9 protein-coding genes and 1 pseudogene are annotated in these 12,474 nt (G+C 69.5%); 7 read left to right on the top strand and 3 right to left on the bottom strand.

The window, feature by feature from the left end:
• Nucleotides 1-59 precede the first annotated feature (59 nt).
• Nucleotides 60-1,216, top strand: a pseudogene (locus ACZ6DT_RS14610) (family 1 glycosylhydrolase).
• Here ACZ6DT_RS14610 and abc-f read toward each other — a convergent pair.
• Entirely contained in the window at nucleotides 1,200-2,822 is a 1,623-nt protein-coding gene (gene abc-f / locus ACZ6DT_RS14605; RefSeq protein WP_465594045.1) for a ribosomal protection-like ABC-F family protein, read from the bottom strand. The pseudogene ACZ6DT_RS14610 and the gene abc-f sit on opposite strands and share 17 nt — an antisense overlap.
• Nucleotides 2,823-3,106: 284 nt before the next feature.
• Here abc-f and ACZ6DT_RS14600 point away from each other — a divergent pair, with 284 nt between their 5' ends.
• The 5 genes from ACZ6DT_RS14600 to ACZ6DT_RS14580 all read left to right on the top strand — a co-directional run bounded on the left by ACZ6DT_RS14600 (nucleotide 3,107) and on the right by ACZ6DT_RS14580 (nucleotide 7,374).
• Entirely contained in the window at nucleotides 3,107-3,703 is a 597-nt protein-coding gene (locus ACZ6DT_RS14600; RefSeq protein ID WP_465594042.1) for an Rv1733c family protein, read from the top strand.
• A gap of 42 nt (nucleotides 3,704-3,745) precedes the next feature.
• Nucleotides 3,746-4,573, top strand: a complete 828-nt coding sequence (locus ACZ6DT_RS14595; RefSeq protein WP_465594039.1) for a M55 family metallopeptidase — start codon at nucleotides 3,746-3,748, stop codon at nucleotides 4,571-4,573.
• A gap of 136 nt (nucleotides 4,574-4,709) precedes the next feature.
• Complete coding sequence (locus ACZ6DT_RS14590) at nucleotides 4,710-6,029, top strand: M20/M25/M40 family metallo-hydrolase (RefSeq protein WP_465594859.1); 1,320 nt, start codon at nucleotides 4,710-4,712, stop codon at nucleotides 6,027-6,029.
• A gap of 168 nt (nucleotides 6,030-6,197) precedes the next feature.
• A complete protein-coding gene (locus tag ACZ6DT_RS14585) occupies nucleotides 6,198-6,722 on the top strand; it encodes a hypothetical protein (RefSeq protein WP_465594036.1) in 525 nt (174 codons plus the stop codon).
• Between the two features lie 25 nt (nucleotides 6,723-6,747).
• Complete coding sequence (locus tag ACZ6DT_RS14580; RefSeq protein ID WP_465594033.1) at nucleotides 6,748-7,374, top strand: maleylpyruvate isomerase family mycothiol-dependent enzyme; 627 nt, start codon at nucleotides 6,748-6,750, stop codon at nucleotides 7,372-7,374.
• 6 nt (nucleotides 7,375-7,380) lie between these two features.
• Here ACZ6DT_RS14580 and ACZ6DT_RS14575 read toward each other — a convergent pair whose 3' ends face one another.
• Nucleotides 7,381-8,592, bottom strand: coding sequence for an MDR family MFS transporter (locus ACZ6DT_RS14575; RefSeq protein ID WP_465594030.1), 1,212 nt, complete (start codon nucleotides 8,590-8,592; stop codon nucleotides 7,381-7,383).
• Complete coding sequence (locus ACZ6DT_RS14570) at nucleotides 8,589-9,875, bottom strand: ATP-grasp domain-containing protein (RefSeq protein WP_465594027.1); 1,287 nt, start codon at nucleotides 9,873-9,875, stop codon at nucleotides 8,589-8,591. Before ACZ6DT_RS14570 ends, ACZ6DT_RS14575 begins: the two co-directional genes overlap by 4 nt.
• 190 nt (nucleotides 9,876-10,065) lie before the next feature.
• Between ACZ6DT_RS14570 and ovoA the strand changes: the two genes are divergently transcribed.
• Nucleotides 10,066-12,336: a 5-histidylcysteine sulfoxide synthase gene (gene ovoA / locus ACZ6DT_RS14565; protein WP_465594024.1), complete on the top strand. Its 2,271-nt coding sequence runs from the start codon at nucleotides 10,066-10,068 to the stop codon at nucleotides 12,334-12,336.
• Nucleotides 12,337-12,474 lie beyond the last annotated feature (138 nt).

Raw genomic sequence — 12,474 nt, 5'->3', positions numbered from 1 at the left:
GGTTACGCCGGGTGTTGTCCTCGGTGGTCACCGTCTCACTATGCGCGACACTTTCGGGGGTGAACGCGTCCGCATCGCAGGATGGCGACTGGTCCCGGGACTTCTACTGGGGCGTCGCGTCGTCGGGGTACCGATCCGAAGGCAGCGCGCCCGACAGCAACTGGAAGCGTCAACACCTATCGCTTCGGCGTGGAGTGGGCTCGCGTCGAACCCTCGCCCGGCCGGTGGGACGAGACCGAACTGGCCTTCTACGACGACGTGCTCCGGCAGGTCCGGGCCGCGGGCATGACCCCGATGATCACGCTCAACCACTGGGTCTATCCCGGGTGGGCGCTCGATCAGGGCGGCTGGGCGGAGACGCGGACCGCCGACGCGTGGCTGGAATTCAGCCGGAAGATCGTCCGGCGCTATGCCGGTCAGGACGTCCTCTGGGTGACGTTCAACGAGCCGCTCATCTTCCTCGAGAACGAGCAGAAGGTCGGCGCTGAACGCGACGCGGTACTTCGCGGCGCAGTCCGACGTCGTCCGGGCGCACCGGCGGGCCTACGACCTGATCCACGAACTCGATCCGGCCTCGAAGGTCACCAGCAACCAGGCCTACATCACCGGCGTCAACGGGATGGCCGACTGGTTCTTCCTCGACCGGGTCAAGGACAAGCTCGACTTCATCGGCATCGACTACTACTACGGCTTCAGCATCGACAACTGGACGGTGTTCGCCGCCGCCACCGACAAGCTCTGGGACGTGAAGCTCCAGCCCGAAGGCATCTACTACGCGCTGCGCAGCTACCACGACCGCTTTCCGCGCCTGCCTCTCTACATCGTCGAAAACGGCATGGCGACCGACAACGGCAAACTCCGCGACGCGGATTACAGCCGCGGCGATCACGTCCGTGACACCGTGTACTGGCTCCAGCGGGCGAAGGCCGACGGAATGAACCTCATCGGTTACAACTACTGGAGCCTCACCGACAACTACGAATGGGGCAGCTACCGTGCCAGGTTCGGGTTGTACACAGTGGACGCTCTCACCGACCCCGCGCTGACCCGGCGTCCCGCGGACGCCGTTCCCGCGTACCAGGAGCTGGTGACGTCGGGTGGCGTGCCGCGGGGCTACCGGCTCAAGCGCGGGCCCGGGACCTGTTCCCTCGTGGACGGGCTGAACAGCTGTCTCAACCCGGCGAAAGTGGACGGACCGCTCATGTCGCTGAAGTGACCAGTTCGAGCCGCCTGCCCTCGAAGGTCCGCCGCATCCGCCGGTCGTGGGTGACGACCACGAGCGCACCGGCATACTCCGCGAGCGCCTGTTCCATCTCCTCCACGAGATCCGGGGCGAGGTGGTTGGTCGGCTCGTCGAGCAGCAGCAGGTCGGTCCTGGCCGTCACCAGCCTGGCCAGTTCCAGCCTGCGTCGCTGCCCGACGGACAGCTCCCGCACCGGCTTGCGCAGATCCGGCCCCCGGAACAGCCCCAGCGACAGCAACCTCTCGGCCGCCTCGTCCTCGTCACCGTCCCCGGCGAAGACCGCCAGGACGGTTCGGGCGTCGCCGGCGAGCCCGCCGTTCTGGTGCAGGAACCCGATCCTGCCCGCGCGCTCCGCCGATCCCGTCGACGGCGCCAGTTCCCCGGCGAGCACCCGCATCAAGGTCGTCTTCCCCGCCCCGTTGGGTCCGGTCACGAGGACCCGTTCGCCGGGCAGCACGCTGAGCGACGTCCGCGGCAGACGGCCGTCGACCGACACGTCGTCCACCTTCACCACGTACTGATCGGCTTCCGCCTCCGCCGCGGCGATCCGCGCGGTGAACCGGAGCGGCCGCGGCGGGGGCGGGACGGCGTCGGCCGCGAGCCGCTGGATCCGCTCGCGAGCCGACCGGATCCGGCTCATCGCCCCGTGTGCCCGGGAGCGGGCCCGGAACGCGCCTGCCCCGCTGAAGGCCGCCGGTGCCTTGCGCGGGATCACCGAGAACCGGTCGATGTTGACGTCCGCCAGCCGTTCATAGCGGGCCTTCTCCAGCCGCCACTGCTCGTACTCCCGGACCCACCGCGCCCGCGCGGCCTCCTTCGCGGCGAGGTAACCGGCGTAACCGTTGCCGTGCCGGTGCACGGTCCGGCGGTCGGCGTCCACCTCGAGGATCGTGGTGGTGACCCGGCTGAGGAACATCCGGTCGTGGGTGATCGCGACGATCCTGCCGCGATGCCCGCGGAGGTGATTCTCCAGCCAGGCGACGGCTTCGTCGTCGAGATCGTTGGTCGGCTCGTCCAGCAACAGCAGTTCGGGTGACGCGGCCAGGGTGGCCGCCAGCGCCAGCCGGGACCGCTGCCCACCGGACAGGCTGCCCAGCGCGCGGCCGCGATCGAGGCCCGGTTGCCCGAGCCCGTGCAGGGCGACCTCCACCCTGGCGTCGGCCTCGTAACCGCCGCGCGCTTCGTAGCCGGCGATGAGGTCGCCGTAGGCAGTGAGGTCTTCGGCGGTTTCGAGTGACGTCTCGGCTGCCCGCAGCCGGGATTCGAGTTCCCGGATGTCGGCCAGTGCGAGGTCGATCGCGTCGCCGACCGTGGCGTAGTCGGGCAGTTCCAGAGTCTGCGGGAGGTAGCCGACTCCACCGGGCGCGGTGACGGTCACCGTGCCGTTGTCCGCCCGGTCGCGGCCGGCGATCAGCCGCAGCAGAGTGGACTTACCCGAACCGTTGTCGCCGATGACGCCCGCCTTCTCCCCCGGTTTGACGCTGAAGGAGACCTGATCGAGCACGACATGGTCGTCGAAACGCTTGGTGACACCGGAGAGCACGAGTTGTGTTCCGGGATTTTGACACGGGGTACGCATAGGGGCGTCCTCCTGGATTCTCGTAAGGAAGAAGAGCGCGTGCGGAAGGACGCGGCCCGGCGGAGCGAAGGCTCTACGCCAGGGCCGCGTCGAAGGCGAGAATCACAGGTTGAAGAAAATCCCCATGGCGAAGACGGTAGCCGGGGAACGTGGACGGGTAAAACGAATTAACTGTCGTGTACGGATCCACAGAGTGGTCTGTGTCCCCATACCGCGACAGCGGCGCCCCGGTGATCGAGAATCGAAGGTGGAGGTTTTCGCGGTCTGAGGGAATGGAGTTCCTCGTGCACGGGTCCAGCGGTCCGATCGCCCGGTTCCGGCGACGGCTCTTCCCTGGTCACAACTCGCTCGCCCGTGGCTCGGACCGATTCGAAGCCCTCCTTCTCAAGCTCGTCATCCTCGCGGCGCTGCTCGCCATCCCGGTCGCGGCCGCCGCCGGCTCGGCCAACCACGGCAGGCAGGTCGCGGCGGCCGCCACCGACGCGGTCGGACGTCAGGCCACCACGGCGTACCTGGTGAAGGCGGCACCCGTCCGTATCGTCGACAGCGAGAGCGTCGGGACCGACGACTCCACCACCGAGGCGACCTGGGTCGACTCGCGTGGCGCACGGCACGCCGGCGGTGTCCTCGCGACGCCGGGCAGCCCCGCCGGATCGGCCGTGCCGATCTGGATCGACATCCGCGGTGAGCTCACCGCCGCACCGAGGACCGCGTCGACGGCCGTGTTCGATTCCGTGCTGGTCGGACTCTGGCTTTGGTTCGCTGTGGTCGCCTCGCTCGTCCTGCTGCACCGGATCGTCCGGCTGGTGCTCGACCGGCACCGGATCGCGGCCTGGGAACGCGCCTGGGCGGTCTACCCGCGTTCCGGCTCCTGGCCCTGATCCCGGCGGCGAAGGCAAAGAGCCTCGGCTAGGGTGCCCCGCATGCGCATCATGATCTCGGCGGACATGGAGGGCGCCACCGGCGTCACCTGGACCGAGGACGTCATCCCCGGCACCGAGCAGTGGCAGCGATTCCGGCGCCTGTTCACCGGTGACGTCAACGCCACCATCGCGGGCCTCTTCGCCGCCGGGGCGACCGACGTGCTGGTCAACGAGGCGCATTCGTCCCAGCGAAACCTCCTGCTCGAAGACCTCGACGGCCGGGCGCGCATGCTCACCGGCAGGCACAAACCGCTGTCGATGATGCAGGGCATCGACACGGGCGTGGACGGCGTCGTCTTCCTCGGCTACCACGCCGGCGCCGGGTTCGACGGCGTGCTTTCCCACACCTACCTGGAGAATCAGATCACCGGCGTGTGGCTCGACGACGTTCCCGCCAGCGAAGGCAGGCTCAACGCCGCGATGGCCGCCGAGTACGGCGTCCCGGTGCTGGTGGTCTCCGGTGACGACAAGGCCTGCGACGACGCTCAGGACTACGCGCCGGAGGCCGAACTGGTCACGGTGAAGGAGTGCGTCAGCCGTTACGCCGCGATCTGCCTGCCGCCCGCCAGGACCGCCGAACTGCTGTCCTCGGCCGCGGCGGACGCGATGAACCGGGCGGGCCGGGTCGAGCGGTTCACCACACCCCACCGGATCGAGGTCGAGTTCGACGCGAGCCACCTCGCGCAGGCCACGGCGGTGATCCCGACGGTGGAACAGATCGGCGTGCGGCGGGTCGGCTTCGACGCGCCGGACATGACCGAAGCGATGAAGGCGTTCAAGATCGTCACGGCGATCGCGGCCGGGGCGGTGCAGGGTATCTATGGCTGACATGGACTCGCGGAGCGATGGTCACGTCCGACCTCTCGACACCGAACCCGCCGGGCCGGAGGCCCCGCCATCGCGGCGGCAGGGCGCCGTGCACGCTGACCGGCCGGACGTTCGAGGGCCGCGCCCTGGCGACGTGATCGCGGCCGCGGGTTCCGAAGACAACGCTGACATGGATGTTGTCGAAGTCTGTTCGCGCCTGATCCGGTTCGACACCACGAACCGAGGCGACGGGGACTCCGAAGGCGAGCGCGAAGCCGCCGAGTACGTGGCGTCCCTGCTGTCCGGGCTCGGGATCGGCGCGAAGATCATCGAGTCCGCCCCCCGGCGCGCGAACGTGATCGCCCGGGTCCCCGGCACCGACCCGAGCCTGCCGGCGCTCCTCGTGCAGGGACATCTCGACGTCGTCCCGGCCGACGCGGCCGACTGGTCGGTGGACCCGTTCTCGGGTGAAGTCCGCGACGGTTTCCTCTGGGGCCGTGGCGCCGTCGACATGAAGGACTTCTGCGCGATGGTGCTCGCCGCCCTCGCCACCGGCGTCCGCCCGCGACGTGACATCGTCCTGGCGTTCGTGGCCGACGAGGAGGACAAGGGCGAGTACGGCGCGCACTGGCTCGCCGCGGCGCACCGGGACCTGTTCGACGGCTGCGCGGCCGCGATCAGCGAATCGGGCGCGTACACCTACCACGTCCCCGCCGCCGACGGCCGCGCCGTGCGGCTCTACCCGGTGGCGACGGCCGAACGCGGCACCGCGCATCTGCGGCTGACCGCCAAGGGCCGCGCGGGACACGGATCGCGCCCCAACGACGAGAACGCGGTCACCCGGCTGGTCACCGCGCTCGGCAAGATCGCCGCGCATCGCTGGCCGGTCCAGCTGACCCCGACCGTGCGAGCGTTCCTGGAACGTACCGGGGAAGCGCTCGGCGTCCCGGTCGATCTGTCCGATGTGGACGGAACGATCGCGCGGCTCGGGCCTGCCGGGGCGCTGGTGGTGCCGACCGTCCGCAACAGCACGACGCCGACCATGCTCGACGCCGGTTACAAGGTGAACGTGATCCCGACTTCGGCCGAGGCCCAAGTGGACGTCCGCGTCCTCCCCGGCACCGAACCGGAACTGCTCGCCGAGATCGACGCGATACTCGGCGAGGGCGTCACCCGCGAGTTCGTCGCGCACCAGCCGCCGGTCCAAGCGCCGGTCGATTCACCGTGGTTCGACGCGATGGCGGACGCTTTGCGCTCGGAAGACCCCGAAGCCGTCGTGGTCCCCTACTGCATGGGCGGCGGAACGGACGCGAAGGCGTTCAGCCCGCTCGGGATCGACTGCTACGGCTTCGCGCCGCTGTGGCTGCCGGAAGGCTTCCCCTACCGCGCGATGGCGCACGGTGTGGACGAGCGGGTCCCGGTGGAGGGACTGCGATTCGGCACGCGGGTGCTGCGGCGCTTCCTCGCGAACTGCTGAGCCGACCTCGGCCGTGTCCCGCCTCCAATCACGCAAGTTCGCTCCCCAATCACGCGAGTTCGCCCTCCAATCACGCGTGTCCGCTGCCTGGACGCAGGTCCTGAGAGCCGCTTTCGCGGCACAAAGCTCTTCATCCGAATTTCATGAAAGCCACCTAGCGTCGACAGCGTGAGACCTTCGACTTCGCGCGTCCGGGCGGGCGTGCTCCTGATCGGCCTCGTCACGACCCTTTCGGCGTGCCGGGCCGGGCTTCCGATACCGCGTGCCGACTCTTCGTCCGCGACGCCCACGTCGGACTCCGCTCCCCCGGTCCAGACCCAGACCCTGACCGTGACGCCCCCGGCGCCGACCTCGTCGTCCGCGCCGGGACTCGAGCCCGCCGCGATCGACCGGGTGTTCCAGGTCTACATGAACGGGCTGGCCAATCACGACATGACCGCGTTGCGCAGCGGGACCTGCCCGCGCCTGCGGGCGACCTTGCTCGGTTTCGAACTCCACGGGCACTACGTCGAACGCTGGGAGATGCTGCCGTACACCGTCCCGTCCGGGCAGGAGTTCGTGACGGTCCAGGCCACGGTCACCCAGCGGAACGCGCGCACCGGCAAACTCGCCGGCGACGTCGTCTACTCCTGGTACGTCGAGCGGAACGAGGACACCGCCTACTACGTTTGCGGATGGCTCGACCACAAGTGACCCAAGTGACCTCAGGAGGCCGCCGGTGAAATCCGTCGCGCGACTCGCACGGGACGAACGGGCGGACTTCGCCGCGTTCCTGCGCTCGCTGTCCCCCGGCCAGTGGGACGCGCAGACGTTGTGTGCGGAGTGGACGGTCCGGGAGGTGGTCGCCCATGTCGTCGACTACGACACGCTGCGCCTGCGCGATCTGCTCGGCCAGGCCGTCCGCGGAGGGCTGCGACTGGATCGGATCAACGCGCTCGGGGTCGCGCGAAAGCCCGGCCGGACACCCGAAGAGCTGATCGCGAGGTTCGAGGAACATCTCGAACCCCGCGGCCTGACCGCCGCGTTCGGTGGGCGGGTGGCGCTGCTCGACGGACTCATCCATCAGCAGGACATCCGGCGGCCGCTGGGGCTTCCCCGCGAGGTGCCACCGGACCGGCTGCGCCACGCGTTGGCCTTCGCCCGCTACGCCCCGCCGATCAAGGCCAACCGCCGGGCACGCGGGCTCCGGCTCGTCGCCACGGACCTCGACTGGTCGGCCGGATCCGGACCGGAACTCCGCGGTCCCGGCGAGGCGCTCCTGCTGGCGATCGCCGGCCGGGTCGTGGCGCTCGACGAGGTTTCCGGGCCCGGCGCGGCTATCCTGGCGTCCAGAATGGACGGATGAACCGAGTCAGCCGACCGCCACCGGAACGGGCGCGGTGGCCATCCGGTGACGGACCGCGTTGCCGAGCAGCCACTGGCCCACGGCCGCGGCCAGGCACAGCCCGAAACAGACCGTCCACAACACGGGCGCGCCCAGTACCAGCAGCTGCGTACCGCCGAGCGGGGCGGCGAACGCGGCGAGGCCCGCCGCCGTGCCGTAGGCGCCGTTGTACCGGCCGCGCAGATGCGGTGGGGCGAGCTCGGCCACGATCGCGACGCCGACCGACTGGATCACGATCTCGCCGAGAGTCCACACCACGGCGCACGCGGCGTAAATCGGCGTCGTCGACGCGAAGGCCGTGGCGCCGAAACCCAAACCCGTCAACAGGATCCCGAACGTGAGCACCCGCGAAGGGTCCCAGCGGCCCAGCCGGTGGCCCACCAGTGGCTGCACGACCACGATGACGATGCCGTTGACCGCCATCACCAGTCCGTACCCCGCCGGCGAAAGCCCGTCCTCCCGCATCGCCAGCGGCAATGTGGCGAGGCTCTGCAGGAACACGAACGCGACCACCAGCGAGATGAGCATCAGCCCGGCCATGACCCGGTCGCGCAGGACGACGGTGAAGCCGCCTGGCTCCCGCGATCGGCCGCCACCGCGGGTCTCCGGAACCGCCCGCCAGACCAGCAGGCCGAACAGCAAGCAGGTCGCCGCGTCCACCCAGAACAGCGTCGTGAAGCCGGCACGGGCCATCGTGCCGCCCAGCACCATCGCGATCGAAAAGCCGAGGTTGATCGCCCACAGCAGCAGCCCGAATGCCCGCGTGCGGTCGGCACCGGGCACGAGATCCGCCACGAGGGACTGGGTGGCCGGACGGAACACGTCGAGTGCCAGCCCGAGCAGCAGCGCGGCGACCGCGATCAGTTCGAGGCGCTCGACATAACCCAGTACCAGCATGATCGCGCCGGTCGCGAGCATGCCGCCGGTCAGCGTCGCCCGTCTGCCGATGCGGTCGGCCAGCAGGCCGCCGATCAGCTGCGAGAACACCTGGCCGATGCCGAGCAGCGCCAGCACGGTGCCCGCCGTCGCCACCGAAAGGCCGCGCTCACTGGTCAGGTACAGCGCCAGGAACGGCAGGACCATCGTGCCGAGCCGGTTGACGAGCGTGCCCGTCCACAGCACCCAGAACGACTTCGGCAGCCCGCCGAGCCGTGTCCGGAAAAACCCCGGCGCCGTCATGGTTCGAGCTCGTAGCAGCCGACGCCGTCGAGGTACCGCAGCGTGCCGAGGTCGCGTAGGACGTACTCCTCGATCTCGTGCATGAACGTGACGACCACTGGGAAGGTCGTGTCGTCGATGGTGCGGCGTAACGGCTTCCCCGGCCGGGTCAGCACGAACATCTCGTGGAAGCTCTCCAGCCGCTCGATCTCGTCGAGCACCGTGTACCGGCGGAGCGTGCCTTCGACCGGTGAGAGCAGCGCGGACCAGGCGTAGTGCCGCTGGATCCGGTAGTCCTCGCCCCACCGCTCGCGGAACCGCTCCGGCCGCAGCACCGCGTCGGCCATCCAGTCCAGCTGGGACTCGCCGATCGCGAGCCGCGCCAGATGCGGCAGGTCGCCGCCCGAGAGCCGCGAACCGACCTCGATCAGCCGTGGGCCCTGTGGCGTCAGCTTGATCTCGACGTGCGCGGCACCGTGCCGGATACCCAGCGCGTCGAGTACCGCGAACGCGTACTCCACCAGTTCGTCGTGGCCCGGCGCGCGCCTCGGCACGATCTGGCAGGCGCCGAGCAGGTCGGACACCCCGTTGACGGCGAACCGCGAGCTCTTCCAGATGTCGCACACCTGATGCAGGCCGTCCATGCTCACCGTGTTGACCATGTACTCGCTGCCGGCGAGGTACTCCTGCGCGATGACGAAGTCATTGTCCTCGGAGAACACGTTCTGGCGGCCGGTGATCGTGCGCAGTGCCTCGACCGACCGCTCCGGGGTGTCGCAAAAGGACACCCCATCGCCGCCGGCGCTGCGGTTCGGCTTGACGACGATCCGTCCGCCCACCTCCCGGTGCCATGCGGCGAGTTCGGCCTCTTCCGCGGTCGGCAACTGCCGTGCGACGGGCAACCCAGCCGCGGCGACGGCCTCGCCCATGGCGGACTTGTCCCGTCTGGCAAGGGAAAGCGCGGTGCCGTTCGACGGCACACCCAACGCTTCGCTGAGTTCGTCGGTGAACGCGACCGCGTATTCACCACCGGCCACGACCGCGACCGGCTCGTGCACGGCCAGCGCGTCCAGCGTTTTCGCGAGATCGCCGTCGTGGACGATGTTCTCGCGGTAGTTGCTCATGGTCGGTGAGGACTTCCGGTACTGGCCGGGCGCGTCGGGCGCGCTCTGCACGCGCACACATTCCGCGCCCAGCGCCAGGAACGTCGGCGCGATGTGCCGGGCGGTCTGCGGCAACCCGTGATCGGCCGTTTCGTAGGTGTCCACGAGCACGACACAGGGCTTCGTCGACAAGCCTTTCACCCCTCAACCGGTGGGATTCGGAACGCCGACGGTCCCATCCGCCGTGATCAACGGGCATCTCCCCGATTGCGATCCCCCGCCGGACTTCTTCCGAAAGGCGATTCGAAGCACGACAGGAGAGGAAATGACCTTTTCGGAGATGCGACGGTTTCGGCACCCGCCCCCAGTGCCCGATCCGAAGTGAGGTCAGATGACGCCGACGGTCACCATGGAACCTTGGGAGAGAAATGCGGTAAAGCACGCCGACGAGCGGTTGAACGGGGCCCGTGATCCACAGTGGTGGTACACCGGGATCCGCCCCGAGCCCGGCCGATGCCCGGGGGTTGCCGAATCCGGCGAGATCAGCGCGCTGCCGTTGCCCGATCTGTCCGTATGCAGCCGCGAAGAGGTGCTGGACTACTTCGACAACGCCTGGACCTTGCACGAGGTGCTGTTCGCCGGGCTGAAAGGCGCGGAGGCGTTCTACCGCCCGCCGGACCACAACCTGCGGCATCCGATGGTCTTCTACTACGGCCACACGACCGCGCTGTACGTCAACAAGTTGCGGGTCGCCGGGCTGCTGGACGCGCCGATCGACGCCTATCTCGAGCACGTCCTGGAAATGGGTGTCGACGAGAACTCGTGGGACGACATGTCGAAGAACGACATGGTGTGGCCGTCGGTTTCGGAGGTGAAGGACTACCGGGCCGAGGTGTACCGGGCGGTCGTCGGCGTCATCGAGACCACGCCGTTCGCCCCGGACCTCGGGCGGCCGGTGACGATGGACGACCAGGCCTGGGCGCTGTTGCTGTCCATCGAGCACGATCGTGTCCACCTGGAGACCAGTTCGGTGCTGGTCCGCGAAATGCGTTCGCGCCTGGTCGAACGGCCTGCCGAGTGGCCATCGCCGTCGCCACTGCGCCGTACCACCGAGTCCGGCAAGCCCGAGCCCGGTTCCGTGCCCGCCAACGGCACCGTCACCGTGCCCGGGCGCACGGCACAGCTGGGCAAGCCGCTGTCCTTCCCGTCTTACGGCTGGGACAGCGCGTACGGCTCACGTCGTCAGGAGCTGCCGGACTTCGAAGCGGCTCGCTGCCTGGTGAGCAACGGCGAGTTCCACGGGTTCGTCGCCGACGGCGGTTACCGGCGGCCGGAGTTGTGGTCGGCCGAAGGCGAGGCGTGGCGCCGCTTCCGCAACACCAAGTGGCCGCGTTTCTGGGTGCCGACCGGCCCGACCGGGCTGCACGCGTTCCGGCTGCGCACGCTGTTCGACGAGATCGACCTGCCGTGGGACTGGCCGGTGGTGGTGAATTACCACGAGGCCAAGGCCTTCGCCGCCTGGCGGTCCGAAAAGGACGGCCGGGAATATCGGCTGCCGACCGAAGCGGAATACTTCCTGCTGCGTGACCTGCCGGAGCGTCCCGGCGTCGAAGACGACGTGGTCATGCGGCTCGACGGCGGGCAGCTGCGCGACGCCGGCATCAACCTCGGTCTGGCCTGGGGTTCGGAGGGCCCTGTCGACCACTCGCCGACGACGTCGCAGGGCGTGCACGACGCCGCCGGCAACCTTTGGACCTGGAGCGAAGACACCTTCAACCCGCTCGAGGGCTTCACCCCGCACCCGTACTACGAGGACTTCTCGGTGCCCAGTTTCGGTGGGCAGCATCAGCTGATCGTCGGTGGCGCGTACATCAGCACCGGCGAGCTGGGCAGCATCTGGGCCCGGCACTTCTACCGGCCGCACTTCCTGCAGCAGGCGGGTATCCGGCTGGTCGTGGCACCGGAGTCCACTCTGGACGGTGACGCGCGGGCGGAACTCGACCGGGTGCTGCTCGGTCAGTACGGCACCGCCGAACAGGCCTTCGGCCGGTCCGGACATCCACTCGCCGCGACCGCGGGCTATCCGGACCGGCTGGCCCGGAGGTTCACCCAGGCCGCGGCCGAAGCCGGGGTGGAGCTGCGCCGGGTCGCGGATCTCGCCACCGCGGCGGGCGGGCTGGCGTTCTCGCTGGCCGAACGGCCGATCGAGGTCGTCGGCCTGGACGCCCGGCCCATGTTCGTCGCGGCGGCGGACCGGCTGGCCGAGGGCTGGGACCTCGGCTACCGGGTGCCGGGGCGCGGGGAGCTGCACGCGCGACGGCCGTCGATCGCGCCGGACGGCAGCGTCTCGTTCACCCTCGCCGAGTCCGGCCGGCCGGCTGCCGCGCTCGGCACGTTCGACGGCGTGGTCGTGGCCGACGCCTTCGACCGGCTCGGTGGCGCGGCGGGCTACCTGCGCCCGCTCGTCGGCTCGGAGAACTTCCTGCGCACCGGAGGGCTGCTGCTCGTGGCACTCCCACGGGCGTCGGCCGCCGAGCTCGCGAACGTCCTCGGTGAGGCGTTCGAGCTGCTGTCGGAAAGTACGGAGCCGAGCCTGACCAGGGCTGACGGCCGCCGGTACGAGATCACCGACCTGGAGGTCTCCATCTGGCGTAAACGCTGATCCGGACCGTCCGTGAAGGCCTCCTTGAGGGACCCAGAGTCCCTCAAAGAGGCCCTCCCGGACCACCCCCCCCGCTCTCCGTGCCGGGGCTGGTGGGCCGACACTTCTCGCGTCCCACCCCCCGAGGCCCTCTTTTGG

The sequence above is a fragment of the Amycolatopsis sp. NPDC041971 genome (assembly GCF_055588925.1).
Note: the sequence above shows the minus strand (reverse complement) of the source record. Positions and strands in the feature narration are given on the sequence as shown.

Bases quoted from the DNA above. Each gene is read 5' to 3' on its own strand.
- abc-f (WP_465594045.1), bottom strand. From the start codon at position 2,822: ATGCGTACCCCGTGTCAAAATCCCGGAACACAACTCGTGCTCTCCGGT.
- ACZ6DT_RS14595 (WP_465594039.1), top strand. From the start codon at position 3,746: ATGCGCATCATGATCTCGGCGGACATGGAGGGCGCCACCGGCGTCACC.
- ACZ6DT_RS14575 (WP_465594030.1), bottom strand. From the start codon at position 8,592: ATGACGGCGCCGGGGTTTTTCCGGACACGGCTCGGCGGGCTGCCGAAG.
- ovoA (WP_465594024.1), top strand. From the start codon at position 10,066: ATGACGCCGACGGTCACCATGGAACCTTGGGAGAGAAATGCGGTAAAG.